Here is a 21235-nt window from a genome sequence, read left to right as displayed (position 1 = left end):
AAATACATAAAAAAAATGTCAGTAGAATGACATTTTCCACCCCAATCATTAAAATCGGCCCCAAAGGACCGCTTTTTTGTCCCCAAAAGGCTTTTTCGCGCTGTTTTAAGTCATAAACATGTCCCAATTAAACGAACGTTTAAATGGGACAAAAAAAGCCTGCAAAGATTGTATCGCAGAGTCTTTGCGAGCCTCTCGTAAACTATTGCGTTAGCACCGCTCAATGTAATCTTTCTAATGACGCTGTCCAATCAAAATTAGGCGACATTCGTGTTATCGAATTGTTTGCTGGGGTTGGCGGTTTCCGTATAGGCCTAGAACGAGCGTCTAAACGCTACAAGACTGTTTGGAACAGCCAGTGGGAGCCTTCAACCAAGACACAGGATGCGTCCGTGATTTATCAGAAACGTTTTGGTGTTGATGGCCACTCCAATGTTGACATTGCAACTGTTCCTATAGAAGACATTAAGCCTGGAAATCTTTTGGTTGGCGGTTTTCCGTGCCAGGACTACTCCGTCGCATCTACGTTGAAGCGCTCCGGCGGCATTGAAGGAAAGAAAGGCGTTCTTTGGTGGCAAATACACCGCATTCTTCGTGATAGCAAGAATCCGCCGAAATACTTGTTCCTTGAAAATGTCGATCGACTTTTAAAATCTCCTGTAAAGCAACGTGGTCGAGATTTTGCAATCATTTTAGCGTCGCTTTCGGATCTCGGGTATTTCGTTGAATGGCGCATTGTCAATGCGGCTGATTATGGTATGCCGCAGCGTCGTCGCAGAACCTACATTGTCGCATACAAAGACGGAACGAAACTTGCTAAGGCGAGTCAAAAAGCCGATGCCGAACAATGGATTTTGAATGACGGAATTATTGCCCAAGCTCTCAAGTGCAAAATTTCCGAGAAGAAACCAAAGAAAAATGAATTTGAAATAGAAGGTGACTTAGTTAAGGTTACCAATGAATTCAATAAGGGCGAAAAGAATTCTCCGTTCTTCTCTGCTGGTTTCATGCAGAATAGGAAAGTTTGCACATTTGATGTTGATGCGGATTATAAGGGGAGGAAACTGACTCTTGGTGAATTGTTGGTCGATGAAAAAGATGTTCCTGAAGAATTCTTTATTGACGAAAAGGAACTTCCGAAGTGGGAATATCTGAAGGGTGGAAAATCTGAGAAGAGAAAAACTGCCGAAGGGTTTGAGTACAATTATAGCGAAGGCCCTATGGCATTCCCGGATTATCTGGATAAGCCATCTCGTACGATTATTACAGGAGAAGGTGGCAAGGGACCGTCTCGCTTCAAGCATGTTATCAAGACGAAATCCGGTCGCTATCGCAGACTCGTTCCTATTGAATTGGAACGCTTGAATATGTTCCCCGATAACCACACGGAAGGCGCAAGCAATCTGCGTCGTGCCTTCTTGATGGGTAATGCTCTCGTAACCGGTATTGTTGAAGATGTTGGCCGAGTTTTAGAAAAGTGGATATGAGTGAACCGACTTTGCCATACGACAAAACTTCCAAGGAGTCCATTCTTGAGCATGCTAGGAAAATGCTCGGGAAGACTTTGTGGCAGATGTATGGCAATGCCCGATTGGTTCAATCCGGAAAAGGCGGCTTAGGGAATGCTGTTGAAAAGTATCATTTCCAATATGAACCGAATTCTAAATCGGAACCAGATTTTAAGGAAGCAGGCGTTGAACTGAAGTGTACGCCTTTGAAAACAGCATCTGACGGGAGCATGCTTTCGAAAGAACGCCTCGTTCTCAACATGATTGATTATGTCGAGGAGGCTGCCAAGACTTTCTACACAAGCAGTTTCTGGAAAAAGAATGAGTTGCTGTTGCTGATGTTCTATCTTCACGAAGAGGGCAAACTTCCGTTTGATGTCATTTTCAAGATTGTCCGCTATTGGAAATTTCCTGAAACAGACTTGAAAATTATCAAGGATGACTGGGCCATAATCCACAACAAGATTCTTGCTGGAAAGGCTCATGAAATTTCGGAAGGCGATACGCTTTACCTTGCCGCTTGCACAAAGGGATCAAGAGCTGGGGCCGAAATGCGTCAGCAGCCCAAATCTAAAGAATTGGCTCCCCAGCGCGCGTATTCAATCAAGTCAAGGTATGTCAATACGATTATCCTGGATTCTCTGAAGCATCCGGAGATGTATCACGACCTTTTTGTAAGCGAACAGCAAAAGAAGAAGATCCTGAAGGCGCAAGAAACTGCGGAAAGCGTTGTTCGCAGCATTTCTGATTACCGCGAATCGGAAACCTTTGAGCAGCTGATTGAAAGGAAATTCTCTCCGTATTATGGCAAGACGATTGCGGAGATTGAAGAGATTTTGGGAGTAGAATTCGGCCAAAGCAAATCCATGGCTTACAATGTATGCCGCGCCATTCTCGGCATCAAGTCGAAGAAGATTGCTGAATTCGAAAAGGCAGAAATCGCCATCAAGACAATTCGGCTCGAAGCCAACGGCAACCTGAAAGAGGCGATGTCGTTCCCGAACGTGAATTACAAAGAAATCGTCCATGAACATTTCTGGGAAGATTCCGCACTTTATGAAATGTTCACGCAGCGGTTTATGTTCATCATTTTCAGGAAACCCGCCGTGAAAAACGATAAGCAGGTTCGCCTAGAGAAAGTGATGTTCTGGACCATGCCTTTTAAAGATCTGGAATATGGAAAATCTCTTTGGAAGGATACACAGGCAAAAGTTGCGGGCGGCAATTACGAGCGATTTGTGAAATCGTCCGAGAATCCAGTTTGCCATATTCGCCCGAAAGCACAGAACGCTGCTGACACCACTGAAGGCGCGCAGGGCTTCCAAGTCAAGAAAATGTGCTATTGGTTGAATAGAAATTACGTTTTAAACCAAATAACAAAAAAGGAGACCTAACATGGAATTCCTAAATCTCCCAAAATTATTCGCTTCTACGTTTTACGCTATTCCAGATTATCAGCGTGATTACGAATGGACGAATGTTCAGAATATGACTTTGCTTGACGATGTTTTCTCTCTCTTTGACGCAAGCGAGGGGAATCATTTTTTTGGTGCCATTGTTACAATTCCATATGAAGAAAGTAATGGTACCAACAAATCTATTAACTTCAGTGATTATAACATAACTGATATAAAAAACATCAAGCATGTTGTTGATGGTCAGCAGAGGTTGACATCATTTTCGATATTGGCAAAAGCTATTTGTGATTTAATAGAAGAAAAATTTAAAAATGATTCATCTTTTGTTAAGGCACAATCTCGAAAATTAGATTCTATCTACTTTAGCATCTATTCTAAAGGATACGATCTTGCACCATCTCTTATTTTAAATGACAACACTGGATATTGCTATAATCACGAAATCCTCAAAATTGCTAGTGAAGAATATAGCAAGAAACCCAAGGGAGCAAAAAGAATACTAGGTGCATATAATTTATTTAAGACAGAGATACCTTTGAGGTATGCAGAAATGTACGGTGAAGATTTTTCTAAAGAGCGAAAATTTTATGAAAATCTTGTTGAAACCTTGCTAAACAAGGTCACAATGGTGGAAATAAGTTGCGATGCTTCATCAAATGCATTTCAGGTTTTTGATTCGCTAAATGGGAAAGGATTAGACTTAACTGCGGCGGATAGAATAAAAAATATCCTGATGAGTTGGGCTCCAAAAGAAAAAAGAAGTCAAATCTGGGTGAATTTTGAAAAAAAAGTGGGCGAAGGACATTTAGCAGGATTCTTTGTCAGCTATTTCTTTTACACAAAAAAGAAACGTATTTCAAAAAACAAACTGCCAGATGAATTTAAGAATGAGTACAATAGCAGTACAAAAGATTTCGATGATTTCGTAAAACAGCTATATGAATACGGCGAAATTTATGGAAAGTTAAGAAGGTGCGAAACAAATAATAAAAACCTTAATACAGTTTTGGAAAGCATCAAAAAATTAAACATGGAACAAGTTTATGTAATGCTCTTCGCTGCTATTTTGAAATATGGATCAACAGTTATTTCTCTTAAAGAGTTTGTAGATTATTCTAAAACTTTAATAAAACTTGTTGTTCGTATGCAAGTCTGTGAAAAAAGTATGAATAGACTTGATTCGCACTTTTCAACATGGATAAGCAAAATGGAAGAAAGTGAAATAGCGATTAAAGATATAACTAGTAGAATAGCCAATGACATAAAACAAATTGTTCCTGATGAGAACTTTAAACAGTCATTTGCACAATTTGCGCCGGCAGATAATAAAGTCAGTGAATATTACTTGATACAAATAGAAGAGTTTTTGAGGCGAACTATAAATAAAGATCGTAATCCTGTTAATTTAGAAGGCTTATCGGTAGAACATATCATTCCCCAGGAATACTCAATTCCTCGGTGGTATGAAAATGATGTTGTGCCTCCAGAATTAGAAGAGACCTTTGCGGAAAATGTTGTGGAAAATATTGGAAATAAAGCGTTAATATATGGTGACGACAATTCTGCAGCTAATAATTACAACTACGAAAAGAAACTGTATATTTATAAAAATGGGAAAAAGGGTCAAACGCAAGGAATTCCTTGCAATACATTTGTTTTAATTAAACAGCTAGTTGAGGATTATCCAGAAAAATTCATACATGAACAGGTGTCTGAAAGAGCCAAAAAACTCGCAGAAATCGCTGTGCAAATATGGTAAATACATCATATGAGCTCTTTATAAAAAAGCAATCACTTGGATTTTTTTACATTCTATTCCTGCGTAACTAAAAAATGCGCAGGATTTATTTTATTAGGCTACGAAGCCATCGGGCAATTAGAGAATCATGCAGGCTAAAATTATCTTTCCACCATTGACTGCATACAAAATATTTTCCCACTTTAAACTTTGTCCAATATCTTAAGTGCCCTTTGTTATCTCTTATTTTAGCTGAACTTAATTCTAATAGCGGATATTGAATACCAAAGTTATTTGTGGAGTAATTTTTGTTCTGAAGCTGAGATATCATCTGGTCCGTCAAGAGGTTGTTCTTGAATAAAGTCGTCAGCGTTTGTTTAATAAAATCTTGAACCGATTGGTTATCATTTCTATAAATAGGTAATGAAATCCCATTGATATTTATGGACTTCTTTGATGACAACCCGTGTACAGGGAGATTTTTTTTAGGAGTAATGGTTCCCACTTGAGGTTTTTGGGGCGTTAAAGAATTTGATGTTTTTTCCTTTATTTCGTCCATAATCATCTGAGCGGCTTTCATCTGGGAAATTATAGATGCGTACGCATCCATGTATTTTTTCCAAAGCTGACTGCCGGCAATTTTCTCTAAATCAACCTTCTGAGGTTTGAAATTCTTTTCATAATTCTCTATCAATTGAATTCTTTTATTGATGTCAGGTATTTTCCTTGTTTTGGGTGACTTTTCTGCATTGCTGAGCATCCATTCTTTCCAATCAGAATTCCCTTTTGATTGATTGCATTTTCCACACGCGGGAACCAAGTTTGCAATCTCTGTTATAAAACCTGTAGGTTTTTTGTCAACAATTAATGGATGTAAGTGATCCCACTCCGTTTTTTTATCTCCACAATAAACGCATCTGACATCATCTTCATCTTGTTCGAGAACTTGAAGAGCCTTTTCTATTTCTGCATCAGTTGGTTTTATTGAGGGAATAATACCGTTTACAAATGAATTTGTGATGCTAGAGGATCGCCCCATTATAGTGACCGGATTAGGCATATTGAAGACATCTTTTTTCATTTGAAACCTCTTTTTAATGAATATACTAATGTTCAGATTTTAAGGATTTCTGTTCTTTAACATTTTCATTCGTATATAACATTTTAAAATGTTAAAATCAAATAAAATGGTTAAAAGCGTCCGAATTTGAGCGATTTTATACTGCATTTGCGTTAGGGATAGTTACCCCTTGGGGCGGCGCTGTGGCGCCGTGAGCGAAGCGAGTATAGCCCGACCCGGCACCCTATCCTGCAAAACATTTGAGGTCTGGATCCTTCGACTACGCTGCGCTCCGCTCAGGATGACACTTCGGGGCCGGGGAACGCCCATATTGTCAATTGACATTTTCTGTCCGGCCATTTTTGTATATTTAAAGCGCTAAAGAGGGCTGGTGGCCCGAAAGCCGTATTTTTGTATCCCCCGATCAGGAAGTCCGAGGTCGGGAGCTATGGAAATTGCGAATTTACACGATCCGCGGGGTCAAGGTGATGCTCGATGCCGGTTTAGCGGAGATTTATGGGTATTCGACCAAGCGATTCAATGAGCAGGTAAAATGCAATATCGAACGTTTTGACGGGGATTTTCGCTTTCAACTGAAAAAGGAAGTGTATAAAGAAATACTCAGGTCGGAAAAACCGACCTCAATTTGCAGAAGGTCATTGAACGCCGAGATTGCTGCGGCTGGGAACGGCTTAATCCGCATGGACGGGGCCCGTAAAAACGGCCGCAGGGAAGCCTTGCCGTGACGTCTCGCACGAATTTTTACCTATATTTCGAGTGTATAACTAAACTTTAAACTTTAACCACAATTTTATACCTATGGCAGACTACAACGACAAAATGAGCAAGGCCATCGAGGCCACCGAACGTGAATTTTCGAAGATCCGTGCCGGGCAGGCTTCTCCCGCCATCCTGAACGACGTGCGCATCGACTACTACGGTACGCCGACGCCGATTTCCCAGGTGGCCAAGGTCTCCGTGCCCGAACCGCGCATGCTGCTTGTCTCCCCGTGGGAAAAGACGATGGTCGACCCGATCGAGAAGGCGATCCTCGCCGCGAATATCGGCCTCACCCCGATGAAGGACGGCAACTGCATCCGCGTGTCGCTCCCCATCCTCACTGCCGAACGTCGCCAGGAACTCGCCAAGATCGTCCGCAAGCACGCCGAAGAAGGCCGCGTGGCCATCCGCAACATCCGCCGCGACGCGAACGACGCCATCAAGAAGAACAAGGAGCTGCCCGAAGACGAAGTCAAGAAGCAGCAGGACGAAATCCAGAAGGCTACCGACAAGGCTATCGCCGAAATCGACCGTCTGCTCGCCGAGAAGGAAGCGGACATCCTCAAGGTGTAGTCCGGAGCTCCGCTGTGGCGAACCAGCTTAGGCATGTAGCGATTATCATGGACGGCAACGGGCGATGGGCCCGCAGTCGCGGTTTGGAGCGCTTCCTCGGGCACCGCAAGGGCACGCAGGCCACCATCGACGCGGTCGAGGTGGGCGTGAACCTGGAGCTCGAGCACATGACGCTCTACGTGTTCAGCTCCGAGAACTGGGGCAGGCCGTCGAAGGAAGTGGATTACCTGATGAACCTCCTCATCGAGATGGTGGTGAAGGAAATCCCCGACCTCATGGAAAAGAACGTGAAGCTCAAGGTCATCGGGAACATGGGCCGCCTGCCCGAGAAACCCCGCACGAGCCTCCAGTCCGCCATCGACATGACGGCGGGCAATACGGGCATGCAGCTGAACCTCGCTATTTCGTACGGCGGCAGGCAAGAGATTGTGGACGCGGCGAAGTCCATCGCTGCACAGGTGACGGCGGGGACGCTCAAGCCCGAGGATATCGACGAGGGCCTGTTCGCCAAGAATTTGTATTTGAAGGGTGCGCCCGATCCGGATCTGGTTATCCGTACCGGGGGCGAATTCAGGCTTTCGAACTACCTGCTCTGGCAGGCCGCCTACAGCGAGTTCTACGTGACGGACACGCTGTGGCCCGACTTCACCAAGGAGGAGTTCCTGAAGGCCGTCGAGTTTTTCAAGACCCGGGAACGGAGATTTGGGAAGGTGTTGCATGAGTAACTTGGCTCAGCGGTTGATTACGGCGTTTATCGCCATTCCTATCGTGTTTTTCATGCTGTGGTTCTGCGACTACAGCCGTATCGGGCTGATGTGCTTCCTCGCTGGCGTTGCCGCCTGGGAATGGGCGCGCATGGCATCCAAGATGTACAAGGGGCCGGACATGCGGTTCCTTTCGTTTGCCTCGGCCTTCGCGCTGACGCTCGCATGGGCGCTTTCGGAAGGGGGCTACTTCGGGCTCCCGGCGGTGCCTTGCGTGGTGGGCATGACGTTCCTCGTGGTTTTCGCGGTTTATATCGCTGTCGCCTACGCGAAGGTGGAAATCGACCACCTGTTCCCCTGGCTGGTGATGCAGCTCGGCGCCCCGCTCTACATCGGGCTCTGGGGCGGCGTGAACGCGCTCATGATGGGCAGCGGGCAGGGATTCGAACACTGCTACCCGTTCATCCTCGTGATGACGAGCATGTGGCTCTGCGACACGGTGGCGTATTTCTTCGGGAAGTTCGCGGCGGGCAAGGGCCCCTTCGGCCGTCACGCGTTCGCTCCGAGCATTAGCCCCAAGAAGACGTGGGAAGGTTCCATCGCGGGTTCCATCGCGACTGTCGCGTGGGTGGCCTACTGGGTCAAGTGCAGCGCGGCCCTCAGCACGTTCAACGTGCAGTTCACGTGGGTGTCCGCCATCGGTATCGGCCTCCTGCTCACTGTCGCGGGCCAGGCGGGCGACCTGCTGATGAGCGCCCTCAAGCGCTGGAGCGGCACCAAGGATTCGGGCAACCTGTTCGTCGGTCACGGCGGCGTGCTCGACCGCTGCGATTCGTTCTACCTCGCGGCGCCGGCGCTCTTCTTCTTGCTCGATTTCATGCAGAAGATCGCGTAATAGGTTTTCTAAAAAAACGAGAATGCGGAACCCTCTTACGGGTTCCTTTTTTGTCCGTGCTCGGCCATGTAAATCGCCAGGTAGTCGATGACTCCGGATTCGGCGCCCTTCACGGGGACGTAGCGCAGGTTGTTCTGCGCGTCGACGATGATGGCGAGCCCTGCGATGTAGTTTATCCAGTGGTAGTCCTCGTAGTACTTGAGGGCTACCTTCTTTTCGGAGCCGAATACGGCGAGCGGCATCACGAATATGTCGTGCGATACCATGATGCTCACGCGCTTCCACCTGGGCAGGTTCTTGAGGATGACGTTCTGCATGAATTCCTGCGCGCGGGGCTCGAGTTCGTAGAGCGCGTTGGGGTAGGGTTCGCCGTACGCCCAGTGCGACATGAGTTCCACGGAACCGCCCTTCATCCCGAGCGACGACCCGTACAGCGCGAGGGAATCGGCCGAAATTTTAAGGAACCAGTTCCCGGTGATGTCGTAGTTGGTGATGAGCTTCGGCAAGTTCGCTTCGCCGCGGCCCTTCGATATGTTGTTCGCGGTCTCGTTCGTGCGCACGAATCCCGAGGTGATGTAGCTGAACTCCTCGTCGCTCTTGAGGGTCTTGCCCAGGTCTTGCGCCATCTTCACGCCGTTCGCGGTGAGTTCGGTCTCGATGGTCACGGCGTCTTCGCGTTCGGAATGGCGTATGATGAACACGGCCTTCTCTTCGGGCGCGAGGCTCTTGTACACGTCGGCAACGGTGGCGAAACCGTCCTTGTCGAGCGCAACCTGCGCGGGCGCGGATGCGGACGTGCCTGCGGATTGCGGTGCGCTGTTTTGTGACGAGGACGATTCCGCCTGCTGCACCTGCGAGGAGGATTGCCGGTGCGTGCGGTGGGTACTGGAAGAAGAAACCGGAATGGCCTCCATGGAGTGTGATTCGGATGACCATTCCGGAGAATCCTGCGCAGAAGACCCTCCAAACAGATTTTCAGAGTCGGGAAAATCTAGGCCTGATGAGCAGGATTCAATGTCTTGGGGCTGAGCCGAGGAATTCGGCTCCGGGGAAGGGGTAGACGACGTGCCGGAATCATCGCATGCGGAAACCAGCATGAGCGTCGAGGCGAGAGCGGCAAATGCGAGGGTGCGCATCACGAACCCCACTGGTATTCACCCGCTTCGTACACCGGGTTTTCGCCGTTGAAACCGCGCGGGCGCTTGATCTTGTCGTCGAATACCGTCTTGTTGAAGATGCGGAAGTCGCCGCGCTCGTAGCTCTGGAACGATATGTGGCAGAATATGGGCCCTGCCGGCATGTACTCGCTGTAGCTCATGGTGCGTTCGCCCGCGGTGTAGAGGTAGTTGAAGTATTTGCCGTTCAGCACGATGTGCAGCCCGATGTTGCCGACGGTGAACCAGCGCCCCTTCGCGAGGATGTTTTCGTGGTGGGTGTCGTCGTAGTCCATCACCACGAATTCCGCGTCGCCGCTCTTGTCGAGGTGGAAACGGTACTTGTGGTTGCCACCGCAGCAGCGCCCGTCAAAGAACCAGGTGTAGCCGCTGGCGGCGGCGATGCGCGGGTCGCGTACGCTTGTGTCGGGGTGGGCGAGCTGTTCGTCGGTCACGAGTCGCTCGGGTTCCACTGCGGCGATCAGTTGCGCCAATGTCTTCGGGTTCGCGATCGAGGAAAGCGTCACCTTGTTCTTCGCTTCGCTCAATGCGCGGCGGTACAGGCGGTAGGGAATGCCGTCGTCGCTTATCATCGTGAGTTCGTCTTCGCTGAACACGTAGTAGGCGTACGTCTTGGTGCCGCTCTTGCTCACCACGTTGAAACTGCGGTTGTTGAGCGTGTACCACTGTCCCGAAACGTTCGGGAATCCCGATACCGCGGCGACCCCGTCTTCGCCGATGACGACGGTGTAGTCGTCGCTTATCCAGGCTTCGTCGGCTGCGGTAATCAGGCGGCAGTCGCGGTTCTTGTCGCCCTGGCAGGAGGCTGCCGAGGGGTTCGCCGCTTCGCAGGGGCTGACCATTCCCGGCGGGAGTTCGGACGATGCGCCCAGGCGGAATCCCATGTCGGCGGCGCCGTCTCTGCTGCGGATTGCCCTGCGGCTCACGCGGGCGAATTCGGCGGGTTCACCATAGCTGCCCCCGCGGCGCGTCTTGTTGCCCGAGCCGGTGAGCTGTACCGGGTTCACCTTGTCGCCCGAGGTGTAGCCCACGAGCCAGTCGTACACCCATTCCCACGAGTTGCCGCTCATGTCGTAGAGCCCGAGCTTGTTCGGCTTCTTGGTCGCCACGTCGTGCGCCTTGCCGCCGCTGTTCTCGGAATACCATGCCACGTCATCTACCGTGTTGCTGCCCGAGAATTTGAATTTGTCTGCAACTCCGTCCTTGCCGCCCCGAGCCGCGAATTCCCATTCTGCGTCGGTGAGCAGGCGGTACTGATGCCCGGTCATTTGCCCGAGCTTGCAGGCGAAATTATTCGCGTCGAACCAGCTGACTCCGATTTTTGGGGCCTTGTCCGATTCCCATGCGTTCTTTTTGCCGCCCATCACGGCGTTCCATTGCGCGATGGTCACTTCGGTATTCGCCGCATGAAAGTCGCTCACGGTTACTTTGTGCGAAGGCGTCTCGTAAATCTTGTCTTGTTCGGCGCAGTTGTCGCACCCGCGCGTGTAGGAGCCGCCGGGAACGTACACCATGTTGAAAACCGCGCCGTTCACCGTGTCGGCGAAGTTTGCCGGAGCCACGTACGTGAATTCTGTGGCGCTGGAACTGCTTTGTGCCGGTACCGACCCGTTGCCCGAACTGCCCGCGACGTTGCCGCTGGATCTGCCGTGATGCGAGCCGGAGCTGGAGGTACCTGCGTCCGGCGAAGAAGTTCCCGTAGAAATTCCCGAAGAAGTGGGTGTAGACATTTCGCCAGAAGACGTTCCGTCTCCTGGAAGCTCTTTGCCGGTATCGTCAGATGAAGAATTGGAAGAAAAGTCGTCTTCCGTAGTAGAAATCTCGCTCGGAGATTCCGAACAACACCACAGCATCCCGGCGGTTGCAAGCGTAACCGCCAAAACACCCGAAAAGCGCATGCGCATGGCGCACCTCCTTCGGCTCAAAACCATTACCCTGTTTTTAATATATTCTTGGGGTTTGGGATACGTTTGTAAATTTTCGTAGACGTGTGGACAAATGTTGGCGCGCGGGCAAATAGCGAATACGGGCGAAAACGACGCCCTCCATAATTTCTATTTTTGAAGTGTAAGGATTTAAAAGAGGCTTGTTTATGAAAAACGTCGTTCTTCTCGGCGCAACGGGTTCTATCGGAACTTCCAGCGTCGATGTCATTCTTCAACATTCCGACATCTTCAACCTGTATGCGGTCGCTGCGAACAGCAGCGTGGCGAAGGTCGCCGAAATCGTGCGCAAGTTCAAGGTGGAACGCGTGTGCATGTTCGACCCGAACGCCGCGAAGGAACTGGAGAAGGAACTCGGCATCAAGGTGCTCGCCGGCATGGAAGGCCTCTGCGAACTTGCGGCCGACCCGAAGGCCGACATCATCATCAACGCCCTGATGGGTGCGGTGGGCTGCCTCCCGACCATCACCGCCATCGAGCACGGCAAGCACGTGGCTCTCGCGAACAAGGAGACGATGGTCATGGCTGGTCCCGTCATTTGGGACAAGCTCGCCGAAAACCCGAAGTCGTTCATCACGCCGATCGACTCCGAACACAGCGCCATTTTCCAGTGCCTTTCCGGCCGTCCCGAAAAGGAAGTGGAATTCCTCGAGATTACGGCTTCTGGCGGACCGTTCCGCGAATGGCCTATCGAGAAGTTCGAGCAGATTACCGTCGCCGATGCCTTGAACCATCCGGTGTGGAGCATGGGCAAGAAGATTACCATCGATTCCGCCTCGATGATGAACAAGGGCCTCGAGGTTTTGGAAGCGCACTTCCTGTTCCACATCCCGTATGAACAAATTAAGGTCGTCGTTCACCCGCAGTCGATGGTGCATTCGTTGGTGCAGTTCCGCGACGGTTCCCTCATGGCGCAGCTCGGCGCGCCCGACATGCGCATTCCTATCCAGGTGGCGCTCACTTGGCCCGACCGCCTGCCGCTCGAGACCAAGCGTCTCGACCTGCCGACGCTCGCGAAACTTACCTTCTTCGAGCCGGACTTCAATAAGTTCCGCTGCCTCGCCCTCGCGTTCGAGGCGGGCCGCCGTGGCGGTATCGTTCCCGCGATGATGAACGCCGCGAACGAGGTTCTTGTGGACTCCTTCCTCAAGGGCAACCTCAAGTTCACCGACATTCCGAAGCATGTGGAAACCATCATGGCGGGCGCCCCGACAGTCACGGGCCACCTCACGCTCGATCAGGTTCTCGAGGCCGATGCCGAAGCTCGCAGACTTACTGCGGCTCTGATAAAGTAATTTTACAATTTGTGAAATGGCTTGTTTGCGCTCTATTGCCCAAAAAAGGCAATAGGATTGTTTTTGTCTACAACGAATGTTGACATTTTTTTTCGAAAAAGGGCTGTTTAAAAGGTAAATTTAATGTATCCCCGAGGGTGGGGTTAAGGAGTATATTATGAAAAAGATTCTTCTTGCGTCATGTCTCATGGCGACAACGATGGTTTTTGCCCAGTGGGGCGGTCCACAGAGTACTGGCGGCGTTCCGAATACCGATAAGACGGCCGATGTAAACTATGCCGGCGATGGAAAGGCCCACCATACGCTGGATATCTACATTCCCAAGGAAGCCAAGGAATCGTATCCGGTGGTTATCCATACTTACGGCAGCGCCTGGAGCATGAACAACATGAAGGGCTCTGCGGACCTGAACACCATCTGTGCGGCTTATGCCAAGGCTGGCTATGCGGTCGTGACTCCGAACCACCGCTCGGCAAGTGATGCCATTTACCCGGCTCAGTTGCACGACATCAAGGCTGTGGTTCGCTTCGTTCGCGGCAATGCGGCCAAGTACAAGTTCGACACGACTTTTATTGCCGTGTCCGGCTTCTCTTCTGGCGGTCACCTTTCGAGCCTCACCGCGACAACTTGCGGTTTGAAGGAAGGCAAGTCCGGCTCGGTGACGGTTGACCTGGTCGGCGATCTCGGCGAGTTCACTTCGTACAGCAGCTGCGTCGACGGTGCCGTGCTCTGGTCTCCTCCGACCGACATCTACACGATGAACCCCATCAGCATGGGCGGCTCCGGAACGATGGAAGGCAAGTTCATCGGCGTGGAGCGCGAAGGCAACAAGGACAAGTGGATGGTGGCGAGCTCGCCGTATTACGCAAGCGAAGACGATCCTCCGGTTATCATTTTCCACGGAACGTCTGATCAGGTTGTGAATATCGAACAGAGCCAGGAACTCTACGATTCCCTCAAGAATCACAACGTGGTGACGGAATTTGTCAAGGTGTCGGGTGGCCAGCATGGCGGAGATGTGATGTATGCGTCGGCGAACCTGGACAAGGCTGTAGCCTTCCTTAACAAGGCCCGCGAGGCCAAGGCCGCTGCGGTCGTCGTGCCGCCGGATACGAGCGTGGCTGATACGAGCAAGCAGGATACGAGCGCTGTCGACACGTCCAAGAACGATTCGATTCCGCCTGACACGCAGTCTATCGCTATTCCGACGCTGCGCCTGCCCACTCTTTCGCCGGTCTCTTACTCCGTGTACTCGCTGGACGGGACCCTGGTGGCGCGTTCCTCCGTGCTCGACAAGAGCCGTCTCAAGGCGGGTGTCTACTACGTGGTGTCGAAGTCCGCTACGGGCGAACGCAAGATGTTCCGCATAGTGAAGGATTAATTCCCTGTGCGCTGCATCACGTGGGTTTGATACACTTGATACAGTTTAGTTCATAGCATTCTAACTGGCGGTCCTCTTTGGGCCGCCTTTCTGTATATTTATCCTTGGTGCATGTGAAAACAACAGTATAAAGCGGCTCTCTTTGTGGGGCCGCTTTTTTATTCCTATATTACACTCCGATGGAAACCATTTTTAGTAATGTCCTGATGTTTGTGCTGGGCCTCTTGGCGCTCAGTTTCCTCGTGACGATTCACGAACTTGGCCACTTCATGGTGGCTAAGTGGAATAACGTGAAGGTGAATACCTTCAGCATCGGGTTCGGCAAGAAGTTGATCCGGATTAGGCGCGGCGAGACGGAGTACTGCCTTTCGGCGATTCCGTTCGGTGGCTATGTGGCCATGGCGGGCGAAAACCCCGATACGCTCGAAGAGGGCGAGGTTCCCGACGAGCGCGATTTCGTGGGCAAGTCGGTCGGTGCGCGTGCGGCGATTGCGTTTGCGGGCCCGTTCATCAACATCCTGTTTGCGTTCGTGCTTTTGATGGTGCTCTACATGGTGGGCGTGCAGGAGCCTGCGACAAACGAGCTCATCGTGGGCTTTGTCGGGAAGGATTCTCCGGCCGCGGCCGCGGGCATCCAGCCGGGCGATACCATTACCGCGATGAACGGCAAGCCGACGCAGGGCTGGGACGATTTCCGCGAGCAGATTGGCGTGAGCCTCGGGGCGGAAGTTCCCCTCACGGTGCATCGTGGCGGTGAACCGCTTACCCTGACCGTCGTTCCCGAAGAGCTTATAATACCGGCACAGGATTCCACCGGTTCCGAAATCGCGATGGGCATTGGCGACATCGGCATTTACCCGCGCAACCGCGTCATCGTGCGCCTCCCGCCGGCAGAAGGTTCCGCCGCGGCGAATGCGGGTATCCTCCAGAACGATACGATTTTTGAAATCAACGGCGAACATATTTCCCGCTACGAAGAGGTCGTGCGCGTCATCGACGGCAGCAAGGGCGAGACCGTGAACGTGACCGTCATCCGCAACGGCGATACGCTCACCAAGCCGCTCACGCCCGTGTACAACGAGGAATACAAGCGCTACATGATCGGCATCCAGATGGGCTACGTGCTCTTCCGCGAAACGAAGACCGTGCGTCGCGGCCCCGTGGAAGCGTTCACCAAGACTTGTGCTACCAGCTGGAAAATGACCACGAGCATCTTCCGCTACTTCAAGCGCATGTTCCAGGGCCAGGTGAAGGTCGATGCGTTCTCCGGGCCGGTGTCGATTGTCGCCGTGATGGGCAACGTGTGGATGAGCGGCTTCCAGGAATTCTTGATGTTGCTCGCGCTCATCAGCATCAACCTGGGCGTGATGAACCTGCTTCCGCTCGCGATTACCGACGGCGGCCTGCTCATGTTCCTCGGCATCGAGAAACTGCGCGGCAAGCCGCTTTCCACCAAGACGCAGAGCATCATCCAGAACGTCGCTGCCGCATTCTTCATCAGCTTCTTCGTGTTCATCACGATTCTTGACTTCGGCAAGCTTTCGCTGTTCTTGAAATGACACGAATGTGTCATCCTGAGCGACGCGAAGGATCCAGTCCAGCATTGTCATGCCGCACTTGTTGCGGCATCACCTTTTTTATATTGTAATGAATAATAGATAGGGACATTTATGGTCGACAACGAAATTGAAAATCGCAGCAAGGTCATTGTACGCACAAGCATCGTGGGCATCGCGACAAACGTGGTGCTTTCGGCGTTCAAGGCCGCAATCGGTTTTATCACGGGTTCCATCGCCGTCACGCTCGACGCGGTGAACAACCTTTCCGACGCGCTCTCCTCGGTGATTACCATCGTGGGCGCGAAGCTTTCGAACAAGCGCCCGAACAAAAAACACCCGCTGGGTTACGGCCGCATCGAATACCTGAGCGCCATGATTGTGGCTGCCATCGTGCTGTACGCGGGCGGAACCTCCGCCGTGGAATCCGTCAAGAAGATTATCCATCCCGAAGCGGCCGACTATTCGACCGTTTCCCTCGTGATTATCGCTGCGGCTGTGGTGGTGAAACTCATACTCGGCAAGTACGTGAAGAGCCAGGGCGAAAAGGTGAATTCCGGTGCGCTGGTGGCATCGGGTGCCGACGCCCTGTTCGACGCCATCCTTTCGGCATCGGTGCTGGCATCTGCCATCGTGTTCGTGACGACGGGCGTTTCGCTCGAAGCCTACGTGGGCGTTCTTATTTCCATATTCATCATCAAGTCGGGTATCGAGATGCTCAAGGATACGCTCGACGACATCCTTGGCAAGCGTGCCGATGGTGATTTGGTCAAGCAAATCAAGGCTGTTCTCGTGTCCGAAGAACCCGTGCGCGGAGCCTATGACCTGATTCTGAACGATTACGGCCCGAACAAGTCCGTCGGTTCTGTCCACCTGGAAGTGCCCGACACCATGACCGTCGAAGAACTGGATAAACTGACCCGCAGGTTGGAGGCCAAGGTCTACAAAGAAACGGGTGTCCTCCTCACGGGCGTGAGCGTGTATTCCTACAATACCAAGAACGACGAAGCCGCCGAAATTCGCAGCAAGGTTTTGCAGATTGTCAAGGCGCATTCGTGGGCGTTGCAGTTGCATGGTTTCTATGTGGACCTGCAAGAAAAAGCGATGCGCTTCGACGTGGTCATGAGCTTCGACATCGTAGCTGAAGAAGGTGCCGCTATCATCACCAAGGAAGTCAGCGAAGCCTTCCCGGACTATGACGTGCATATCGCGCCCGACGTGGACCTGAGCTAAACGGCTAGAATTTCTGCCGTTTGATGTTGTAGAAATAAATTCCCATAATGACTGAAATCGTAATGACCCAGCTGATGGGGTAGACCACCATCAGCGAGGCGAACGATTTGTATTTGGGGAACACGAAAATCACCCAGAGGATGCGGATGCCGCAGACGCCGACCATGCAGGTGAGCGCCGGAGCGAGGGACTTGCCCATTCCCGAAAGCGCGCCCGAAAAAACGTCGAGGAAGACGTTGATGGCGAGAAGCCCCACTACCATGTACATGCGGATGGATGCGATTTCGATGATTTCGGTATTGGACGTAAAAATGCTCAGCATGGGCCTTGCGAAAATGCAGCAGAGCGCGCTCAACACGATGGTGGAGGAGCAGCCGAGCAGAAGCGTCCAGCGGACCGTGCGGCGGCAGCGCTCCATATTTTTCGCGCCGAAGTTTTGCCCCACGAAGGTCACGCAGGCTTGCGAGAACGAACTCAGCCAGTAGTACACCACGAATTCGTAATTGAGGGCGATGGATGATGCGGCCACGGTTGCGGAACCGAGGCTGTTGATGGCCGATTGCAGGCACACGTTGCTGAACGAGAACACGACGCCACGAAGTCCCGTCGGGATGCCCACGCGCAATATGCGGCTCAAGAAGAAGGGTGTCACGCGCAACTTCCAGAATTCCAGCTTGAACGGGCCAACTTCGTGCAGCAGCATGTAGAACAAAGTGATTCCGCTGATGACGTTCGCGATGACGGTCGCAATCGCAACGCCCGCCACGCCCATGTCGAAGCCCGCCACGAGAATCAGGTTCAGCGCCACGTTCACGGCGCCCGCTACCATGAGCACATAAAGCGGGCGCTTCGTATCGCCCTTGCTGCGCAAGACTGCGGAGACGAAGTTGTAAATCATCACGAAGGGCATCCCGGCAAAGTAGATTTGCAGGTAAAGCACCGCCATGTCCAACACGTCCGAAGGCGTCGAAATCAGTTCGAGTATCGGCCTTGCGAAAAAGATTCCCACGAACGAGAGGAATATCCCGCTGAAGAACGCCACCATTACCGACGTGTGGACGCTGCGGGTCACGGAACGGTAGCTGCGCTCGCCGATGGAGTTGGCCACCACCACGTTCGCGCCCACGGAAATCCCGACGAACAGGTTGATGAGCATGTTGATGACGAACGTGTTCGCGCCCACGGCCGCCAATGCCTTGTCGCCCGCGAACTGCCCCACCACGGCGACATCCGCCAGGTTGAACATCTGCTGGAAAATGCTGCTCAAGGCAATAGGGATGGCAAACCTCAGGATCTTTCTCCCGAGGGGCCCGTTCAGCATATCTATGTTCGTCTTTGCCGCCGCCATGCAGTACCTTGATAGCACTTTTTAAAACGGGCGTAAATTTAGTTTTTATTTCACTCTTTCAGCAGCAGCTTCTTGTTTTCTAGAAGCCCGTCGTTGTCGAAACGGACGGTCGGGTTCTTGCCGCTCTTGAAGGCTTCTTCGCTTTCGTAGAGGGAAAGGGCGACGTGGACTCCGGGCTGTGTCGCGGGGTAAGCGTTCTTGGAAGGAGCTGTAAACACAAAGGCAAAGTCCTTTGATGAATTATCCTTGAAGGTTCCCTTGGGAATGTGAACCATTTTGCCGAATTGTGCAAGCGCTGCGCCCGTGCTGTCGACGAATTCCGCCACCAAATAGATGTCGAAGAAGCACGGTGCTACGCCGGTGTTCTTGATGGTAATGCTCAGCGTGCTAATGGTGGGTGATGCTCCAGCGCCGTCCTTGAGGTAAAACTGGGTAGTCGTCACCTGTTCCGCTTTTGTTACGGTAAAATTATAACCGATGACCTTGCTCATGGAATCCGCGAGAGCCTTGTTGTCTTTGTAGAAGTTGTAACCGCAATCGCTATCTTGGTCCAGCACGTAGTAAGTCAGGTGGGCCGTGGTAATCGCGTCCACCCAGCGCTGCGGAGTCCATTTGAGGTAACCACCGGGAATCACATCGGTGTAATTCAGCATGGTGGTATAGCCGGCGATGTTCTCGGCGATAGTCGGCAAGTTGGCCTCGTAGGCGCGCACCAGTGAATCCGGCCTGCCGGGGGTGCCGATGAAACCGTCATCGCGCTTGGCGATACCGAGTTCGATCGCATGCGTATACACATCCCCCGCGCCGTTCGAAGGCAATACTAGCAGCGTTTTCTTGAACACGGAAGCGTAGTAATCCAGCATGTCCATCTTTATCGAATCGGAGGGCATCTCGCTGCCGTCCAGGTGGGAGGCGTGCCACTCGCCCCATTCACCAAAGGGGCGGATGTCGATGTATTCGATACGCGGGTCGCCATCGTATTTTTGCGCTAGGGCTTTCGCGAAATCTTTTGCCGCCTGCAAATAGATTGAATCGTCCCAGACAGGAACGGAAGCGCGGTAGCCTTTCCCTTGCAAAGTGGCCGTGATTTTCTTTGCTCCCGATTCATAGACGAAGGGCGGAGTCCAGTCGTATTCTTCTTCGGGCGTGTCGTCGCCCTTGATATATGATGGCGAATACGGGAGAACGCGCAAGGCGTAACCCATGTCGTGTTCCGCCAGCGCATCCAACAGTTTGTCAAGTTCCGTCCAATCGTAAACGTCTTTTGCCGGGTTTAACTTGTTCCACCTCTGGTGACCGGAACCGTAAGTGACAAGATCCCATGCTTTGTTGTTTAACGAACCGTAAGGTCCGTATTCAAATTCGGGAACGAAAACCCATGCGCCTCCGGTAGGGACCGTGAAACCCTTGTGCGGGTTGGCCAGCGGCCCATCGAACCGCTTGAGCGTGTAGGTGATTTTGGTGGTATCAGGTGCCGCTGCGGAGGCTGTGTCGGAGGACATCGCGGAGGTGCCTGCAGATGAAAGGAACTGCGACGAGCTCGACTCCATGCCATCGCGACTTGAGCTGAGCTGAGCCGAAACCGAACTCGAAGAGTTCGCGGCAATCCATGACGAACTAGAAACATCATCGACAGAAGCGCTGCTCCCGTCGTCACCGCAGGCAACGAACCCAATTGCAATAGTCAATATGCCAAACAAGCCCAAACGCTTCATTTTATCCCTCATTGTCTGGAAATATATCTTATTTTGTTTTGCGCCGCAAATAGTTGGTCGATGTTTTGAAATGATTTATATTTTAATGTGGTTGACAAAGGATAAAATTTAATGAACTCTATCATCATTTACGGGAGCCGTTATGGCTCGACAAAACGCTACGCCGAACGCCTCGCCGAAATCACGGGACTCAAGGCCGTCTTCTATACCGACGTGAAGAACGTTGCCGATTATGACCGCGTCGTCTATCTGGGCGCCCTCTGCGCAGGTGGCGTCATGGGCCTCAAGAAAACGGTTTGCGGCCTCTCTGCAAATCAGGAACTGTTTGTCGCGACCGTCGGTCTCGCCGATCCGACCGATGCCGAAAACGTCAACCATATCAGGGGCGGCCTCAAAAAACAAGTTCCCGCATCGCATTACGACGAGAGCAAAATCTTCCACCTTCGCGGCGCCATCGATTACAGCAAACTCGGCCTGAAACATCGAATCATGATGAAGCTTTTGTATTCGAAGGTTTTGAAAATCCCTGAAGCGGAGCGCAACGCTGAAGTCCGCGCCCTGATCGCTACCTACGGCAAGCAGGTGGATTTCGTGAATCTCGATACCTTGGAACCGCTCGTCAAAGCGCTGTAAAAAACATAATAGACGCGAAAAAGTAAAAAAAGAAGAGTATAAAGAACAATCAGAAAAAAGAATTTCATAGTTTGATTCGCTTTTTTGATTTCTCTCTTTTGAATCCGAGATGACGATTTCCATCGGCATAGCATCCCCTAGGCATGGGGAAAACATTTCGAGTATTGAAAAATTCATGAACTTTTGCCACATTGGCAAAATAGTAGTTGAATCCGTCCTTGTTATACCCCTTGGCTGGTCCTGTAAAAAAATGTGTTCCATCAATAAATTTGCCATTTTT

General features: G+C 51.4%; 17 protein-coding genes and 1 pseudogene. 12 read left to right on the top strand and 6 right to left on the bottom strand.

The genetic code is table 11. From position 1 onward, the window contains the following. Window positions 1-143 precede the first annotated feature (143 nt). From dcm to IK012_RS07330, 3 genes are read left to right on the top strand one after another with little or no spacing between them, the layout of a single operon-like run. Window positions 144-1487 carry a DNA (cytosine-5-)-methyltransferase gene (dcm, locus tag IK012_RS07340; RefSeq protein ID WP_290952538.1) on the top strand — a complete coding sequence of 448 codons (1344 nt, stop codon included), beginning with the start codon at window positions 144-146 and terminating at the stop codon, window positions 1485-1487. Next, window positions 1484-2902: a Sau3AI family type II restriction endonuclease gene (locus tag IK012_RS07335; protein ID WP_290952541.1), complete on the top strand. Its 1419-nt coding sequence runs from the start codon at window positions 1484-1486 to the stop codon at window positions 2900-2902. Before dcm ends, IK012_RS07335 begins: the two co-directional genes overlap by 4 nt. A 1-nt stretch (window position 2903) precedes the next feature. Next, window positions 2904-4685 carry a DUF262 domain-containing protein gene (locus tag IK012_RS07330; protein ID WP_290952535.1) on the top strand — a complete coding sequence of 594 codons (1782 nt, stop codon included), beginning with the start codon at window positions 2904-2906 and terminating at the stop codon, window positions 4683-4685. Window positions 4686-4770: 85 nt separating this feature from the next. Here IK012_RS07330 and IK012_RS07325 read toward each other — a convergent pair whose 3' ends face one another. Next, a complete protein-coding gene (locus IK012_RS07325; protein ID WP_290952533.1) occupies window positions 4771-5745 on the bottom strand; it encodes an HNH endonuclease in 975 nt (324 codons plus the stop codon). Between the two features lie 386 nt (window positions 5746-6131). On the opposite strand from IK012_RS07325, the pseudogene IK012_RS13595 reads away from it, so the two are divergent. The 4 genes and pseudogenes from IK012_RS13595 to IK012_RS07305 all read left to right on the top strand — a co-directional run. After that, window positions 6132-6368, top strand: a pseudogene (locus tag IK012_RS13595) (ORF6N domain-containing protein); the annotation flags it as partial. 175 nt (window positions 6369-6543) lie between these two features. Next, on the top strand, window positions 6544-7077 hold the full coding sequence (gene frr, locus IK012_RS07315) for a ribosome recycling factor (RefSeq protein ID WP_173378932.1): 534 nt from the start codon (window positions 6544-6546) through the stop codon (window positions 7075-7077). Window positions 7078-7091: 14 nt separating this feature from the next. Beyond that, window positions 7092-7802 carry an isoprenyl transferase gene (locus IK012_RS07310; RefSeq protein WP_290952525.1) on the top strand — a complete coding sequence of 237 codons (711 nt, stop codon included), beginning with the start codon at window positions 7092-7094 and terminating at the stop codon, window positions 7800-7802. Beyond that, complete coding sequence (locus IK012_RS07305; RefSeq protein ID WP_290952522.1) at window positions 7795-8676, top strand: phosphatidate cytidylyltransferase; 882 nt, start codon at window positions 7795-7797, stop codon at window positions 8674-8676. The genes IK012_RS07310 and IK012_RS07305 overlap by 8 nt, the downstream gene beginning before the upstream one ends. 35 nt (window positions 8677-8711) lie before the next feature. On the opposite strand, the gene IK012_RS07300 is transcribed toward IK012_RS07305, so the two are convergent. Together IK012_RS07300 and IK012_RS07295 are read right to left on the bottom strand one after the other, a co-directional pair. Next, complete coding sequence (locus IK012_RS07300) at window positions 8712-9812, bottom strand: histidine phosphatase family protein (protein WP_290952519.1); 1101 nt, start codon at window positions 9810-9812, stop codon at window positions 8712-8714. Beyond that, the gene (locus tag IK012_RS07295) at window positions 9812-11755 is read right to left on the bottom strand and encodes an SUMF1/EgtB/PvdO family nonheme iron enzyme (protein ID WP_290952515.1); all 1944 of its coding nucleotides are present in this window, start codon (window positions 11753-11755) and stop codon (window positions 9812-9814) included. The genes IK012_RS07300 and IK012_RS07295 overlap by 1 nt, the downstream gene beginning before the upstream one ends. A 188-nt stretch (window positions 11756-11943) precedes the next feature. Between IK012_RS07295 and IK012_RS07290 the strand changes: the two genes are divergently transcribed. The 4 genes from IK012_RS07290 (at window position 11944) to IK012_RS07275 (ending at window position 17259) form a co-directional block, all read left to right on the top strand. Next, window positions 11944-13089, top strand: coding sequence for a 1-deoxy-D-xylulose-5-phosphate reductoisomerase (locus IK012_RS07290; protein ID WP_290952512.1), 1146 nt, complete (start codon window positions 11944-11946; stop codon window positions 13087-13089). 157 nt (window positions 13090-13246) lie between these two features. Beyond that, window positions 13247-14470, top strand: a complete 1224-nt coding sequence (locus IK012_RS07285) for an alpha/beta hydrolase (RefSeq protein WP_290952509.1) — start codon at window positions 13247-13249, stop codon at window positions 14468-14470. A gap of 179 nt (window positions 14471-14649) precedes the next feature. Further along, window positions 14650-16029: an RIP metalloprotease RseP gene (gene rseP, locus IK012_RS07280; RefSeq protein WP_290952506.1), complete on the top strand. Its 1380-nt coding sequence runs from the start codon at window positions 14650-14652 to the stop codon at window positions 16027-16029. A gap of 111 nt (window positions 16030-16140) precedes the next feature. Further along, window positions 16141-17259, top strand: a complete 1119-nt coding sequence (locus tag IK012_RS07275) for a cation diffusion facilitator family transporter (RefSeq protein WP_290952503.1) — start codon at window positions 16141-16143, stop codon at window positions 17257-17259. A 4-nt stretch (window positions 17260-17263) separates the two neighbouring features. On the opposite strand, the gene IK012_RS07270 is transcribed toward IK012_RS07275, so the two are convergent. After that, a complete protein-coding gene (locus IK012_RS07270; RefSeq protein ID WP_290952500.1) occupies window positions 17264-18625 on the bottom strand; it encodes an MATE family efflux transporter in 1362 nt (453 codons plus the stop codon). A gap of 32 nt (window positions 18626-18657) precedes the next feature. After that, entirely contained in the window at window positions 18658-20322 is a 1665-nt protein-coding gene (locus IK012_RS07265; protein ID WP_290952498.1) for a beta-galactosidase, read from the bottom strand. A gap of 111 nt (window positions 20323-20433) precedes the next feature. Between IK012_RS07265 and IK012_RS07260 the strand changes: the two genes are divergently transcribed. Continuing rightward, entirely contained in the window at window positions 20434-20955 is a 522-nt protein-coding gene (locus IK012_RS07260) for a flavodoxin domain-containing protein (RefSeq protein WP_290952495.1), read from the top strand. Window positions 20956-21019: 64 nt separating this feature from the next. On the opposite strand, the gene IK012_RS07255 is transcribed toward IK012_RS07260, so the two are convergent. Beyond that, window positions 21020-21235 (bottom strand): hypothetical protein (locus IK012_RS07255; protein ID WP_290952492.1); only part of this gene is annotated, 216 nt, incomplete at its 5' end.

Origin of the sequence: Fibrobacter sp. (assembly GCF_017551775.1) — a bacterium.
Lineage (GTDB): Bacteria > Fibrobacterota > Fibrobacteria > Fibrobacterales > Fibrobacteraceae > Fibrobacter.
Note: the sequence above shows the minus strand (reverse complement) of the source record. Positions and strands in the feature narration are given on the sequence as shown.